Annotated in this window: 13 protein-coding genes; 10 read left to right on the top strand and 3 right to left on the bottom strand. The window is 58.9% G+C overall.

Going from position 1 to position 14,078, the window contains the following annotated elements; genetic code table 11:
* Nucleotides 1-45 precede the first annotated feature (45 nt).
* The 3 genes from der (at nt 46) to TRL7639_RS12310 (ending at nt 3,533) form a co-directional block, all read left to right on the top strand.
* Complete coding sequence (gene der, locus TRL7639_RS12320) at nt 46-1,509, top strand: ribosome biogenesis GTPase Der (protein WP_085795939.1); 1,464 nt, start codon at nt 46-48, stop codon at nt 1,507-1,509.
* Between the two features lie 309 nt (nt 1,510-1,818).
* Nucleotides 1,819-2,811 (top strand): fatty acid desaturase, encoded by a 993-nt coding sequence (locus TRL7639_RS12315; RefSeq protein ID WP_085795938.1) that lies wholly within the window; start codon nt 1,819-1,821, stop codon nt 2,809-2,811.
* Nucleotides 2,812-2,903: 92 nt separating this feature from the next.
* Nucleotides 2,904-3,533: a helix-hairpin-helix domain-containing protein gene (locus TRL7639_RS12310; RefSeq protein ID WP_085795937.1), complete on the top strand. Its 630-nt coding sequence runs from the start codon at nt 2,904-2,906 to the stop codon at nt 3,531-3,533.
* A 36-nt stretch (nt 3,534-3,569) separates the two neighbouring features.
* Here the strand turns inward: TRL7639_RS12310 and serS are convergent, their stop codons facing one another.
* The 3 genes from serS to TRL7639_RS12295 form a co-directional block, all read right to left on the bottom strand.
* A complete protein-coding gene (serS, locus tag TRL7639_RS12305; protein ID WP_085795936.1) occupies nt 3,570-4,862 on the bottom strand; it encodes a serine--tRNA ligase in 1,293 nt (430 codons plus the stop codon).
* 168 nt (nt 4,863-5,030) lie between these two features.
* Nucleotides 5,031-6,704: a pentapeptide repeat-containing protein gene (locus TRL7639_RS12300; protein ID WP_085795935.1), complete on the bottom strand. Its 1,674-nt coding sequence runs from the start codon at nt 6,702-6,704 to the stop codon at nt 5,031-5,033.
* A gap of 60 nt (nt 6,705-6,764) precedes the next feature.
* Entirely contained in the window at nt 6,765-8,420 is a 1,656-nt protein-coding gene (locus TRL7639_RS12295; RefSeq protein WP_085795934.1) for a mechanosensitive ion channel family protein, read from the bottom strand.
* 207 nt (nt 8,421-8,627) lie between these two features.
* On the opposite strand from TRL7639_RS12295, the gene yajC reads away from it, so the two are divergent.
* From yajC to ccmB, 7 genes are all read left to right on the top strand, one after another.
* Complete coding sequence (yajC, locus tag TRL7639_RS12290; RefSeq protein ID WP_085796411.1) at nt 8,628-8,912, top strand: preprotein translocase subunit YajC; 285 nt, start codon at nt 8,628-8,630, stop codon at nt 8,910-8,912.
* 33 nt (nt 8,913-8,945) lie between these two features.
* Nucleotides 8,946-10,607 (top strand): protein translocase subunit SecD, encoded by a 1,662-nt coding sequence (gene secD / locus TRL7639_RS12285; protein ID WP_085795933.1) that lies wholly within the window; start codon nt 8,946-8,948, stop codon nt 10,605-10,607.
* Between the two features lies 1 nt (nt 10,608).
* Nucleotides 10,609-11,577: a protein translocase subunit SecF gene (gene secF, locus TRL7639_RS12280; protein WP_085795932.1), complete on the top strand. Its 969-nt coding sequence runs from the start codon at nt 10,609-10,611 to the stop codon at nt 11,575-11,577.
* Nucleotides 11,577-12,341 carry a sulfite exporter TauE/SafE family protein gene (locus TRL7639_RS12275; RefSeq protein ID WP_085795931.1) on the top strand — a complete coding sequence of 255 codons (765 nt, stop codon included), beginning with the start codon at nt 11,577-11,579 and terminating at the stop codon, nt 12,339-12,341. Before secF ends, TRL7639_RS12275 begins: the two co-directional genes overlap by 1 nt.
* The gene (locus TRL7639_RS12270; RefSeq protein WP_085795930.1) at nt 12,341-12,694 is read left to right on the top strand and encodes an Mth938-like domain-containing protein; all 354 of its coding nucleotides are present in this window, start codon (nt 12,341-12,343) and stop codon (nt 12,692-12,694) included. The genes TRL7639_RS12275 and TRL7639_RS12270 overlap by 1 nt, the downstream gene beginning before the upstream one ends.
* 63 nt (nt 12,695-12,757) lie before the next feature.
* The gene (gene ccmA, locus TRL7639_RS12265; protein WP_085795929.1) at nt 12,758-13,372 is read left to right on the top strand and encodes a heme ABC exporter ATP-binding protein CcmA; all 615 of its coding nucleotides are present in this window, start codon (nt 12,758-12,760) and stop codon (nt 13,370-13,372) included.
* Nucleotides 13,369-14,025: a heme exporter protein CcmB gene (ccmB, locus tag TRL7639_RS12260; RefSeq protein WP_085795928.1), complete on the top strand. Its 657-nt coding sequence runs from the start codon at nt 13,369-13,371 to the stop codon at nt 14,023-14,025. Before ccmA ends, ccmB begins: the two co-directional genes overlap by 4 nt.
* The last annotated feature ends 53 nt before the right edge of the window (nt 14,026-14,078 follow it).

Below are 14,078 nucleotides of genomic sequence, written 5' to 3'. Positions count from 1 at the left end.
GATGCGCTAAAGGGCGCATCTTGGAGCTTTGCAAAGTTTGAAACCATGTCGATGACCCTCGCCATCGTGGGGCGCCCCAATGTGGGCAAATCCACTCTGTTCAACCGCCTTGTGGGCAAACGCCTGGCCCTGGTCGATGACCAGCCGGGGGTCACGCGTGACCTGCGCGAAGGCGAGGCCCGCTTGGGCGATCTGCGCTTTACCGTGATCGACACCGCCGGTCTGGAAGATGCCACAGACGACAGCCTGCAAGGCCGCATGCGCCGGTTGACGGAACGTGCGGTGGATATGGCCGATGTCTGCCTCTTTATGATCGACGCGCGCACCGGCGTGACGCCCACGGACGAGATATTTGCCGAAATCCTGCGCAAGCGCGCCGACCATGTGATCCTGGCCGCCAACAAGGGGGAAGGATCTGCCGCAGACGCCGGCGTGCTGGAAGCCTTTGCTTTGGGTCTGGGCGAGCCTATCCGCCTGTCAGCCGAACATGGCGAAGGGATGAATGACCTTTACACCCATCTGATGCCCTTGGCAGACAAGATGGCCAAGCAGGCCGAAGACTACGCACCGGTCACGGACATCGAGCTGTCTGAGGATGACGACGAGGATGAGTTCGCAACCCCCGCGATCACCGCTGAAAAACCGCTCCAAGTGGCTGTTGTGGGCCGTCCCAACGCGGGCAAATCGACACTGATCAACAAGATCCTGGGAGAGGACCGCCTGCTGACCGGCCCCGAGGCCGGGATCACCCGCGATGCCATTTCGTTGCGCACCGAATGGTCCGGCACGCCGATGCGAATCTTTGACACTGCAGGCATGCGCAAGAAAGCCAAGGTGCAGGAAAAGCTGGAAAAGCTCTCTGTCTCGGATGGTCTGCGGGCGGTCAAATTCGCCGAAGTCGTGGTGGTTCTGCTTGATGCGGATATTCCTTTTGAACAACAGGATCTGCGCATCGCCGACCTGGCCGAGCGCGAAGGCCGCGCGGTTGTGGTGGCCGTCAACAAATGGGACGTGGAAGACAACAAGCAGGAAAAGCTGCGTGATCTGAAAGAGGCATTCAACCGCCTGCTGCCGCAGTTGCGCGGGGCGCCGCTGATCACGGTTTCGGCCAAGACGGGCCGGGGGTTGGAGCGTTTGCACGACGCCATCCTGCGCGCCCATGACGTCTGGAACCGCCGGGTTCCAACCGCGGCGTTGAACCGCTGGCTGACGGGGATGCTGGAACAGCACCCGCCGCCAGCCCCGCAAGGTAAGCGGATCAAACTGCGCTACATGACGCAGGCCAAGACGCGCCCGCCGCATTTCGTGGTGATGTGCTCGCATCCCGACAAAACGCCAGACAGCTATTCGCGTTATCTGGTGAACGGCCTGCGCGAAGATTTCGACATGCCGGGCACGCCGATCCGGCTGGTACTGCGGGGGCAGGGGGACAAGAACCCCTACAAGGGCAAGCGCAAGAAACAGCCAAGCAAATTGAGCAAACATCTCAAGGGACGCCCCAGCTCCTGACCTCACCACCTGCGCGGCCTTGCGTCCTGCGGACGGCCGGGGGCCAGGCTCACGCGGGCAAAGCCCGCGTGAGCCTGGCCCAACGGAAGGAGATGTCCCGCAAGGGGCATCGACGACGGGCGGGAGTGCCCCGGTTCCATTTGGCCGCAAAGAACATTTCACCAAGTTTGGCATCAACACAGGTGACGTGAGGAGATTTTCCGGCTAACTCTATTGTTAAGACACCAGAATTTTCCAGCTTTGCATGCTGGCATACGATTGAACGGAATAGGTTGACACGAACCGGGCCATCCAGGGGAGAGGACAGGCATGGATCTAAGGCAACATACGCGGGCTTATTGCGCCAAAGACAACCGTCTCGCGGCCCTTAGTTACTTTGGTACCTTCGCGGTGTACTTTCTGTCGCTGTACCTTGCGATTTTCTACGTGCATGCGTGGTACATACTGCTTCCCGCGGGGATCGTTCACGCCTTTTCGGCCGTGCGGCTTTACGTGCTGCAACACGATTGCGGCCACCATTCGCTGTTTGAGACGCGCCGACAGAACGAGTGGGCGGGCCATGGCCTGTCCCCGTTCACCTTTGCCCCGTTCGAGGTGATGAAGCAGAACCACAACCTGCATCACAACGGCATCGGCAACCTGGACCATCGCGAAACCGGCGAGATCCACACAATGACCCTGCGGGAATGGAACGAGGCCGGTGTCTGGCAGCGCCTGTTCTACAGGCTCTATCGAAGCCCCTTTGTGCTTGTTCCCATCGGCGCGGCCTTTACCTATTTCATCCGCTATCGCTGGCCCAAGAACACCCTGCGCTTTGGCGTGACGGGGGTCTTGCTGCACAACCTCTCGATCGCGATCTATCTGGGCATCCTCTACACACTGGCCGGACCCACCGGAGTGCTCGTCTGGCTGGCGTTCTCTTTCTTAGGCGGCATGATTGGCGTCTTCCTCGTCTACCTGCAGCACAATTTCGAAGACACCTATTGGGACCGTCGCCCCGACCTTGACCCGCAGATCGCGGCCTTGCAGGGATCATCTGCGCTCGACTTCGGCTGGTTCTTTGATTTGATCGTAGCCTGCATCACCTTGCACGACATCCACCATTTCAACGCGCGCATCCCCTCGTACCGTCTGCGGGCCTGTCACTACAGCCTGCCACCCGAGGTTGCACCGCGCCGCATCAAGTTCCCCGAGGCACTGGCCGCGCTCAACCTCAAGCTCTGGGATGAGGACACCAAACGGCTGGTTCCGTTCCCCAGATCGAAATCCTCGGATCGTGGCGAAGGTGTACCGGCCCAGTAACCAGTCCCGTTTTCTACACGATTTGCAATTTGTATATCCCGTGTATATACATTTTCGAAAGAGTTTTTGGCGACGAACTGAAAGGACCTGTAATGACATCTGTTTCCTCTTTGCGAGGTGTTGGTAAAGCACTGGAACAAGCGTTGATCGCGGCCGGGTTCAAAACGGTCGAAGACGTCGCCGGCGCGACCGAGGAACAGTTGAGGCAGGTCCCACGCGTGGGGGCGGCGCGTGCCAAGGCGCTGTTGGCTGCGGCTCAGGCCGGTGCACCCACGGGGGCAACAGAGGCCCCAAAGCCCGCCCCCCGCAAGCCTGCGACTCGCAAGCCGGCCGCCGCCCGCACTCCAGCGGCCCGCAAAGCCCCCAGCAAGCCAGCCGTAAAGCCGGCCGCATCGACCAGAACCAAGACATCCGCTGCCAAGGCCAAAGCGCAAGCCGCGGAAAAGGCGCGCAAAGAGGCCGACAAAATCCGCAAGGAAGAAAAGGCGCGCAAAGAGGCTGAGAAAGTCAAGAAGAAGGCCAAGACCAAAGCCAAAGCCGCAAAGGCTGCCAAGAAGATTGAAGAGCTTGAGGCCAAGATCCAGAAGGCCAAGGAAAAGGCCAAATCGAACGCCTGGGCCAAAAAGGACAAAAAGGCCAAATCCAAGGACAAAGACAAATCCAAGGACAAGCCAAAAGACAAGAAGTCCAAGAAGAAGGACAAGAAAAAGGCGAAGAAGTAACCTTCTCCGCCTTGCTGGTCTCGCAACTGGCCTGATTTAGGCCAGCGAACCGTCCAGCTGCAGAATGGACTTGCCGCCCAGATAGGGGGCCAGAACTTCAGGCAGGGTCACGGTGCCATCTTCGTTCTGACCGTTCTCCAGCACCGCAATCAGGCAGCGCCCCACGGCCAGACCGGACCCGTTCAGCGTATGCACGAACTGCGGCTTGCCGCCATCGGCGGGCTTGAAGCGCGCGTTCATGCGGCGGGCCTGGAAATCACCGGTGGTCGAAACCGACGAGATCTCGCGATAGGTGTCTTGACCGGGCAACCACGCCTCGATGTCGAATGTGCGACGCGCGCCGAACCCCATGTCGCCGGTGCACAGCACCACGGTGCGATAGGGGATGCCCAGCTGTTCCAGCAGATCCTCGGCGCAGCGCAGCATGCGCTTCTGCTCGTCGTCCGATTTGTCGGGATGCGTCACCGACACCATCTCGACCTTTTCGAACTGGTGCTGACGCAACATGCCGGATGTGTCCTTGCCGGCACTTCCCGCTTCGGAACGGAAACAGGCGGTGTGCGCGGTCATGCGGCGGGGCAACTCGCCCTCATCCAGAATGTCACCCGCAACCGAATAGGTCAGTGTCACCTCAGAGGTCGGGATCAGCCACCAGCCATTGGTGGTCTGATAGCTGTCGTCGCCGAACTTGGGCAGTTTATCCGTGCCATACATCGCCTCATCGCGCACCAGAACCGGGGTCTGCGTCTCGGTCAGCCCGTTCTTGTCGACGTGTGTGTCCAGCATGAACTGCGCCAAGGCACGGTGAATGCGTGCAACGCCTTTGGTAAGGTTCACGAACCGGCTGCCGGATGTTTTGACGGCGGTTTCAAAATCCATCGCCGCAGCCACAGCCGGGATTTCAAAATGCTCCTTGGGCGCAAAGGTCAGCTCACGCGGGGTGCCCCAGCGGTTCACCTCGACGTTGTCATCCTCATCCGCGCCTTCCGGCACATCATCGGCGGGCAGGTTGGGGATGCGCGCCAGCTGATCGGTCAGCTTGGCGTCCAGTTCCTTGGCCTCAGCCTGCATCGCGGCCACTTCGGCCTTTTTGGCGGAAACCTCGGCGCGCAGTCGCTCAAACTCGGCCTCATCGCCTTTGGCCTTGGCGGCACCAATGGCCTTGGCGGCCTTGTTCTGCTCGGCCTGAGCGGTCTCGGCCGCCAGGATCTTGGCTCGGCGCGCCTCGTCGAGTTCCAACAGCGACGACGACATCGCATCATCCCCACGACGCGCCAGAGCGGCATCAAAAGCGGCAGGATTTTCGCGAATAGCGCGGATGTCGTGCATGGGTCTTGTCCCTATAGGTGATTCAACTATGGGCGTTATGCCTGATGTGTGGGGGGAAGGGTAGAGGTCACGAAGCTGTCGTTATGTCCCGCCCGGACGAAGGCCGGGCAGCCCCCGACCGCCCCCATGGGCGGGGGCTCCACCCCCACCCGCGGTCGGGGGCCGCCCTTAGGTGTTTGGTTCATCCCAGGTCGTTGGATCGTTTGGGTCGAAGCCAATCTCAACTTGCCATTCTTTCCAGCGCTCAAAGTAGTCTTCTCGAATGAAATCGGTGGTGGCGAAGTCGTCTTCGTTAAAAACTTCTGAATTTGCTTTGATGGCAGAAGATATTCCCTTGTCAGGTTCATTCAGCCAAGCACTTCCTCGAAACTTTGCTTCCTTCCAGTTGATCGCATTTCTGAACTTGGAGTTCTTGACAACTGCGCCATGGAAACGGGTGTCAGAAGAGAAAAAAGCTTCAGAAAAATCCACTTGCCAAAGGTGACATCCAGAAAAGTTTGCTTGATAAAGGTATGCCCCAAAAAAAGAAGTTCTGTTCAGGTTGAAGTTAAATTTGGCGCGATCTAGCCGGGCGGAGCCAAAGTTTGCTGGAGATAGCCATGCGCCTGAGAAGTCTGTGTTTTGAAGGGAAGCAAGCTCCCATACAGAGTGATTCAAAGAGGTACTTCGGCCAGACACTATGTCAGTCTCAAATCTGGCATGGTTAGCCACAGCCGCAAAAACTAAGGTTTCGTTTATTATGGTGCCTTGTAGTTTTGCGTGAACCAGATTTGCACCAGTTAGGTCTGCTACTCGAAAGTTTGCACACTGTAGTTCTGTGTGCGTCAGAATTGCCCCTCGTAGGTCTGATCCGCTGAAGTCCACGTTTCGAAAATTGTATCCTGACAAATCGCAATTCGTGAGATTGGTGTCCCTCAAGTTCAACCTGAAGCCTTGCCATTCTCCATTTCTGTCATAGAAGCCATGTTCGAGAGAAATCTGTCTCTGAGTGCGTCTTCCTAAAACAGTCAATGCAACACTGATATCTTCCCTGGGCTTTCTTAACTCGCCAACCCAACAGCGAATTTTCTTTGCGACGTCAGAAGCTTTTTCATGCTCCATAAGGTCGGGTTTGCCTTTGTGCCTCAGTCCCGCAATTTTGTCAGTATATTCCTTGGGGAGCGGCTTGGGTGGACCTAGAGGCGCATTTTGGCGAACATACGCGCACAATATTTCCATTATTTGTTCGTGATCACGATCACTATCCTGTGCGATCCGTTCCAACGAGTACAGTGCACCTATTCTGACTTCTAGGTTTGGTTGACTAACCTCTATCATCAAAGGTTTTGAGTAGATGGGTTTCCCGTTTCCGTCTTTTTCGTAAGTTAAGTTTCCGCCATTGTCTTGTCTCTGCTTTTTAACAGTTTTTTCCGCGCCTAATCCCTCAACGGCCTTGCTGATCCGATCTGTGATCTGACCTTGCTCGGCGACATCCACTTGTTTTTGTGCAACGATCGACCGCCAAATCAAAAATGGTACGCCAATGACTGCAGCCAGCGCCAAACCAGTATTTCGTATTGCCTCGCTCTGGGACGCAGTCTCTGCGAACTCAGTTAGGCCTAGCGTAGCCTTTACGAACTGAAATCCTGTGGCTAGAGCAAGCCCCCCAAAGGTGAGCAAAAGGAGTGTAAACAACTTGGTGTTCACAGGGTCTAGGTTTAGCCGCACTTGAAGTTGCTTCACCATTGAGACAATCGGCTCGTACTTGTGGGCCAAAATAAAGATCATCAAGGCTAGCAGTAGCAACCAGCCGACAAAATCCAGACCTCTGATCACATGCGGCTCAATAGGTAGCTCAGTCATACACACAACTCTCGAATAGGTTGCGCGCACTATGACGCCATTGCACGTCAGGGTCGAGGGCTAGGTGTCGTCCATATGGGCCAGCTTCCCATTCCATTCTCCGGGGGGGATCTTGGCCTCGGGCGGGTCGGCGATGTAGCTGGGCGTCATGATCTGCACATCGTTTTCGGTGAACACGGCCATGATGTTGCGGTGCAGGTCGGATTTGATGCGGGGGATCGAGGCGCCCCGCGTCGTGTAGGCGTTGATCTGATAGTTGATCGCGTAATCGGCGAGTGCGGCCCACAGCACAAAAGGGGCAGGGCGCGCCTTGAGGTCCTTGGTGCGGTGCGCGGCCTCGATCAGCATCGCCTCGACCTTTTCGGGGGGCTCTTCATAGCCGATGCCGACGGTGGTGTGCAGCAACAGACCCGAGCCGTCGATTTTCTTGGTGTAGTTGATCACCTCAGAGTTCAGAAGCTGCGCGTTGGGGATCGAAATCAGCTCATTCTTGATCGACTTCAGATGTGTTTCCATCAGTTTGATCTGCACCACGTCGCCGACGTGTTCGCCCACCTGGATGCGATCCCCCAATGACGTCGAGCGGCGGTAGATCACGAAGAGCCCCGCGATCACGTTGCCCACGACCGAGTTTGATCCCAACGACAGCATGGCCCCGATCAGGATGGTCAGGCCCTGGAACGCCGCCGAATCCGATCCGGGGATGTAAGGAAACGAAAAGACAAGCGCGATCATGATGACGACCGTGCGGGCGATGTTGAACGTCGGGTTGATCCAGTGCTTTTCAAAGTCGCGCAAGCGAAAGGTTCCGGCCTCGACCGCGTCAAAGAACACCCGCATGCCCTTGATCACATACTGGGTCAGCAGGCCGATGATCAGCAGCGTGATCAAGTTCGGCAGATAGGCGACGAAACCCAAAACGATGTTGAGCACCGGCTCGGTCACATAGACCAGCAGGATCTGCGCGACATAACGCGTTTCCGCAAAGGCCAGCAGGATGAACGAAAGGTAATAGTACGCCCCCAGGAAGAAGAGCACAAAGAGGATAAAGTTCACCCCAAAGCGGATCAGTGCGGCGATGGCGTCAGCCTGTACCTGGGCGTTGGTGGCGGTTTCCACTTCGGCAAAGTTGCGACGCACGATGGCGTTGATGCCCAGCTTGAACCGGCGGCGCAACCAGATGATCAGAGCGGAAAACAGCGCAAACCCCACAGTCCAGAGCCCGGCTTCGATCGCTCCGGTGACACGGGCTTCGTCCGTGCGTTCGCTGCGATAAGTCAGGATCGCGTCGCGGATCGCATCCCCTTGCAAGGCGGCCAGAACCGAAACGTCCATCTGATCCAGATCCGCGTCCGCCTGGGTCACAATGCTGATTTCCGTTCCGTCGGCTATGATCTTGATACCCAGGTCGGTTTCTTCAAAAGTGATCTCGACGGCTTTGCTTTTAGATTTGGCGGCGACTTCGACTATGCGCTCTTGCACTTGCGCCACACGTTCAATGGCGGGCAGGGCGCTAGATCCGCGCAGCACGAACAGTTCGTTCCCATCCACGATGACCGGTGCCTGAAAGGTGTCGTTCAGGGGGTCTTCGTCGGTTGGCAACGAAATAGAAGGGTCTTCGGTTTGAGCCACGGCTGGCAGGGCCAGAAACACCATGAAAAACATCGTGACCAACGTCCACAGGCTGCTTCGGACCTTGGAATAAACTGCTATCATGATGCTCTCCCCATGACTTGACTATATCCGCGCCAACGGGCCTGCCTAGGACTTATCTGCAACGGTGCGCGACAAAGAACGGGCTCGGGGTGACCGCGATGAGATGCGCGGCGTCAGGTTCCCTTGCAAACCCCCGGGCCAACGCATAGGTTCCCGGCAAATTTGCAAGGGGGCGATCCCCTTGCCCCTGACACAAAGGAATATCCCATGGACGCTGGTGCACTCGGTCAGTTTCTGCCGCTCATCCTGATCTTTGCCATCATGTACTTCTTGCTGATCCGCCCGCAGCAGAAGAAAGTCAAAGAGCACCAGGCGATGGTTGACGCCGTGCGCCGTGGCGATCAGGTGATCACCCAAGGCGGTCTGATCGGCAAGGTCGTCAAGGTCAAAGATGACGGCGAGATCGAGGTTGAACTGGCTGAGAACGTCAAGGTGCGCGTGGTCAAGGCCACCATCGCTCAGGTTCTGAACAAGACCGAACCGGCGAAGTAACTTTACGTTCTAACACATTCAAAAGGCAGGGTAATGCTGCAAATTGATACCTGGAAGCGGGTTCTGATCTGGCTGGTTTGTGTGACTGGCTTGCTCATGGCCCTGCCGAATGCGTTCTACTCACGCGTCGAGCAAAGCAACGACGCAATCGCCGAGATCGAGCTGAAGGGCGAGACGCCCGAGCGGCTGACACTGGCTGAACAATGGCCCAACTGGATGCCGTCCTCGCTGGTCAACCTGGGCTTGGATCTGCGCGGTGGTGCGCATCTGCTCGCCGAGGTCAAAGTCCAAGACGTTTACGCCAGCCGGATGGAGGCCATGTGGCCGGAGATCCGCGATGCGCTGCGCCCCGAACGTTCCACCGTCGGCACCATTCGGTTGCAGCAATCCCCCGCGGATGAGATTCGCGTTCGCATCTCTCAGCCCGAGGGCATGTCGCGCGCGATTGAGGTTGTGCGCGAACTGGCCCGTCCGATCCAGACGCTGACCGGCGCGGGATCAACAGACATTGAGGTGAGCGGGCAGGGTGATGTGCTGACCGTGCGCCTGTCGGATGCAGAAAAGCTGGCATCCGACGACCGCACCGTACGTCAGGCGCTTGAGATTATCCGTCGCCGGATTGACGAGGTTGGTACACGGGAGCCCACCATTCAGCGTCAAGGTGCGGACCGTATCCTGATCCAGGTGCCGGGTATTGGCAGCGCGTCCGAGCTGAAAGCCATCATTGGCACGACCGCTCAGCTGACGTTCAATCCGGTGGTGTCACGTGGCACGGATGCCAATGCCGTTGCTGGTGTTGGTAACGAACTCATCCCGTCGATTGATGAAACCGGCGTCTTCTATGTCATCGAAGCGGCCCCGGTCGTCACCGGCGAAGAGCTGGTCGATGCGCAGCCAAGCTTTGATCAGAACGGTCGCCCGGCGGTCAGCTTCCGGTTCAACACATCCGGTGCGCGCAAGTTCGGCGACTATACCCGCGACAACATCGGGTCACCCTTTGCCATTGTTCTGGACAACGAGGTGATCAGCGCCCCTGTGATCCAAAGCCACATTCCCGGCGGCTCGGGCATCATCACCGGCAACTTCACCGTCGAGGAAAGCACCAACCTGGCCGTGCTGCTGCGCGCCGGTGCCTTGCCTGCAGGGTTGGAGTTCCTGGAAGAACGCACCATCGGCCCCGAGTTGGGTCAGGACAGTATCGACGCGGGCAAGGTCGCCACCATCGTGGCCTTTGTTGCCGTGCTGGTCTTCATGGCGCTCAGCTATGGCCTGTTCGGGATCTTTGCCAATATCGCGCTGATCATCAACGTGGGTCTGATCTTTGGCCTGTTGTCCACAATCGGCGCCACACTGACCCTGCCGGGTATTGCTGGTATCGTTCTGACTGTCGGGATGGCGGTGGATGCCAACGTGCTGATCTTTGAACGGATCCGCGAAGAGCTGAAAACCGCCAAAGGCCCGGCGCGCGCCATCGAGTTGGGCTATGAAAAGGCGCTGTCGGCCATTCTGGATGCCAACATCACCACCTTTATTACGGCCGTGATCCTCTTTGCCATGGGCTCGGGCCCTGTGCGCGGCTTTGCCATCACACTTGGGCTGGGGATCTTGACCTCGGTCTTTACTGCCATTTTCGTGACGCGCTTGATGATTGTCATCTGGTTCGAACGCCGCCGCCCCAAGATGATCGAGGTTTGATATGCGACTGAAACTTGTCCCCCAAAACACCTCGTTCGACTTCTTCAGCCGCTGGAAGCTGTGGCTGGGTCTGTCGGCGCTGATGATCATCGTTGGTATGGCATCCTTTGCCTATCAGGGCCTGAACTTCGGTATCGATTTCCGTGGTGGTACCACCGTGCGCACCGAAAGCCCGCAGCCCATCGATGTGGCGGCCTATCGCGCCGCGATGGAGCCTTTGGGCCTGGGTGACGTGTCGATCACCGAGGTGTTCGATCCCACATTCGACGATGACGAAAACGTCGCCATGATCCGCATCCAAGCCCAAGAAGGGGCAGAGTCTGTCACGGCCCAAGTGGTCAATGATGTGCAGGCCGCACTGCAAGGGCACGATCCTGACATCAAGTTCATCTCGGTCGAATCCGTGGGCCCCAAAGTGTCGGGTGAGTTGGTGCAGACGGCTGTTCTGGCGGTGGCGCTGGCCATCGGGGCGGTGCTTGTCTACATCTGGCTTCGGTTCGAATGGCAGTTCGCGCTTGGTGCCGTGGCAGCCCTTGTGCACGACGTGGCGCTGACCATCGGCATCTTCTCGGAACTTCAGATCAAGTTCGACCTGGCGATCATCGCGGCGCTTCTGACTATCGTGGGCTATTCGCTGAACGATACCGTGGTTGTGTTCGACCGCGTTCGCGAGAACCTGCGCAAGTACAAGAAGAAAGACCTCAAGGACGTTCTCAACATCTCGATCAACGAGACGCTGAGCCGGACGGTCATGACCTCGGTCACGACCCTGTTGGCGCTGATCTCGCTCTACGTGTTGGGTGGGGACGTGATCCGTGGGTTCGTCTTTGCGATGATCTGGGGTGTGATTGTGGGCACCTATTCGTCGGTCTTTGTGGCCTCGGCGATCCTGCTCTACCTGGGGGTCAAGCGCGACTGGTCCAAGCCGTCGAACACAGCTGGCAACCAATACGCCGACATTGATGCCTGATGCCTGAAACCCTTCTGGCGGCACTTGAGACGCCGGGTCTCTGGTGGCTGGCGGCGGCCTCTTTTGTGGCCGCCGTTGTGCGTGGATTTTCCGGCTTTGGCACGGCCCTGGTGTTCCTTCCGGCCGCAGCCCAAGTGCTGCCGCCGGTTTGGGCCGTGATCGTGCTGACGGTGATGGACGCCTTCGGCCCGCTGCCGATCCTTCCACGCGCCTGGCGCGCTTGCCACCGCAATGACCTGCGTCGCCTGCTCATTGGTACCGTGATTACCGTGCCCATCGGTGTACTTATCCTGCGCCACACCGATCCGGACATCTATCGTTATGGCATTTCGACCCTGGCACTTTTGATGCTGGCCATCCTGCTGTCGGGGTTCCGTTATTCAGGCGATGTCTCGCGCCCGATGGTTTACGGAATCGGCGGCGGTGCCGGCTTCATGGGCGGCGTCGCGGGCCTGCCCGGACCGGTGGTGATCCTGTTCTACATGGCCAGCCGTCACGGCCCCGAGGTGATCCGCGCCAACACGCTGCTCTACCTCTGGGCTTTTGACATCCTTTTCTTCACCGCCCTGATCCTGCAGGGGGGCTTTGTCGGCATTGCCGCGTGGATCGGCCTGTTCATGGTTGTGCCAACTTTCATTGGCAATCTCATCGGAACTGCTATCTTCAACCCAGATCGCGAGCGGCTCTATCGCAACGCGGCCTATGTCATCATCGCGGCCTCGGCGATTTCGGGGCTGCCCTTCTGGAACACCGGAGCACACTGATGCAGTTGAACGAGATCTCCTTCGCCGGTTCGGTTCCCGTGGACGGCTATGGCCCCGGTTTCTTTCGCGTGGGCGGAGAGGTGATCCAAGGCGCACTGCTCACTGGTCCCATCGGCACGCAGGCCTGGGGCGGATACGACGACGCGCAACCCCTGTTGGATCTGGCCGAAGGCATCGACGTGCTCTTCATTGGCACCGGCGTGGAAATCGCCCACATTCCGGCATCTCTCCGACAGAGCCTCGAAGCTGCGGGTCTGGGCGTCGAAGTGATGAACTCCCCGGCCGCCTGCCGCACCTATAACGTGCTCCTGTCCGAGGGGCGCCGCATCGCATTGGCAGCCCTTCCTGTCTGAGCGCCCACCTTTGCGGCAACAACGCCCCTTTTGCGTGATGCATCAATCGGCTAAGCGGGTTTCATGACACTGATCGTCTCAGACCTGACCATCGCCCGTGGCGGCGTTCCCGTGCTCGAGGGGCTGAACCTGACGCTTGCGCCTGGGCAGGCGCTGGTGATCCGTGGTCCCAACGGCATTGGCAAGACGACACTGTTGCGCACGCTCGCCGGGCTGCAGCCGCCTGTGACCGGAAAGATTGTAGGCGCCGAGGACACTATCGCCTACGCGGGCCATTCCGATGGGTTGAAACCCACACTGACCGTTACCGAAAACCTGACCTTCTGGGCCCAGGTCTTTGCCGCAGGTTCGATCCAGCCTGCGCTGGATGCTTTTGATCTGAACGACCTGGCCAACCGCCATGCGGGCAACCTGAGTGCAGGGCAGAAACGCCGCCTGGGGTTGGCGCGGCTGCTGGTCACGGGGCGTCCGATCTGGGTGCTGGACGAACCCACGGTTTCGCTCGACACCCGCGCGGTCGGGATGTTTGCCGATGCGGTGCGCGCGCATCTGGGGCAGGGGGGATCGGCGCTGATCGCCACCCACATCGACCTTGGGCTGGACGCGCAGGTGCTGGATGTTGGGCAATTCCGCGCCAAGCTGCCGGCATTGGATGATTTCGATGGGGGCTTTCTGTGATTGCGCTTCTGTCTCGGGATTTGCGGCTTGCCTTGCGCGCCGGTGGTGGCTTTGGCTTGGGCCTCGCGTTCTTTCTGATCCTGACGGTATTGGTACCATTCTCGGTCGGCCCGCAATCGGCCCTGCTGGCCGTGATTGCGCCGGGCGTCTTGTGGCTGGGGGCTTTGCTGGCCTGCCTGTTGTCCCTCGATCGCCTGCTGGCACTGGATTGGGAGGACGGGACGCTGGACCTTTTGGCCACCGCGCCCTTGCCGCTGGAATCCGTCGTGACCATCAAGGCGCTGGCCCATTGGCTGACCACGGGCCTGCCGCTGGTGCTGGTTGCGCCCGTCCTGGGTATCCTGCTGAACCTGCCTGCGCCGGGCTATGTCTGGCTGGTGGTGTCGCTGCTGGTGGGCACGCCTGCGCTGTCGGTCATCGGCACCTTCGGCGCGGCGCTGACCGTTGGCCTCAAACGTGGCGGCTTGCTGTTGTCCCTGTTGGTGCTGCCCATGTACGTGCCCACGCTGATCTTTGGGGCCGAAGTCGCGCGACGTGGCGCCGAGGGGATGGCGACATCAACGCCGCTGTTGCTGCTGGCCGGGATCACGGCGGCGGTCATCGCGCTTCTACCCTTTGCCAGTGCTGCTGTGCTGCGCGTCAATCTGCGCTAGCACGAAAGCAGGGATGTGAATTGAGGCCGTATGAAATCCGGGCTAGATACCAA

Origin of the sequence: Falsiruegeria litorea R37, from assembly GCF_900172225.1 — a bacterium.
Lineage (GTDB): Bacteria > Pseudomonadota > Alphaproteobacteria > Rhodobacterales > Rhodobacteraceae > Falsiruegeria > Falsiruegeria litorea.
The sequence above is the reverse complement of the archived record's forward strand: the minus strand, read 5'-3'. Positions and strand labels throughout refer to the sequence as shown.

Coding starts and splice junctions, on each gene's coding strand:
- der (WP_085795939.1), top strand. CDS start 46: ATGTCGATGACCCTCGCCATCGTGGGGCGCCCCAATGTGGGCAAATCC.
- TRL7639_RS12315 (WP_085795938.1), top strand. CDS start 1,819: ATGGATCTAAGGCAACATACGCGGGCTTATTGCGCCAAAGACAACCGT.
- TRL7639_RS12310 (WP_085795937.1), top strand. CDS start 2,904: ATGACATCTGTTTCCTCTTTGCGAGGTGTTGGTAAAGCACTGGAACAA.
- serS (WP_085795936.1), bottom strand. CDS start 4,862: ATGCACGACATCCGCGCTATTCGCGAAAATCCTGCCGCTTTTGATGCC.
- TRL7639_RS12300 (WP_085795935.1), bottom strand. CDS start 6,704: ATGACTGAGCTACCTATTGAGCCGCATGTGATCAGAGGTCTGGATTTT.
- TRL7639_RS12295 (WP_085795934.1), bottom strand. CDS start 8,420: ATGATAGCAGTTTATTCCAAGGTCCGAAGCAGCCTGTGGACGTTGGTC.
- yajC (WP_085796411.1), top strand. CDS start 8,628: ATGGACGCTGGTGCACTCGGTCAGTTTCTGCCGCTCATCCTGATCTTT.
- secD (WP_085795933.1), top strand. CDS start 8,946: ATGCTGCAAATTGATACCTGGAAGCGGGTTCTGATCTGGCTGGTTTGT.
- secF (WP_085795932.1), top strand. CDS start 10,609: ATGCGACTGAAACTTGTCCCCCAAAACACCTCGTTCGACTTCTTCAGC.
- TRL7639_RS12275 (WP_085795931.1), top strand. CDS start 11,577: ATGCCTGAAACCCTTCTGGCGGCACTTGAGACGCCGGGTCTCTGGTGG.
- TRL7639_RS12270 (WP_085795930.1), top strand. CDS start 12,341: ATGCAGTTGAACGAGATCTCCTTCGCCGGTTCGGTTCCCGTGGACGGC.
- ccmA (WP_085795929.1), top strand. CDS start 12,758: ATGACACTGATCGTCTCAGACCTGACCATCGCCCGTGGCGGCGTTCCC.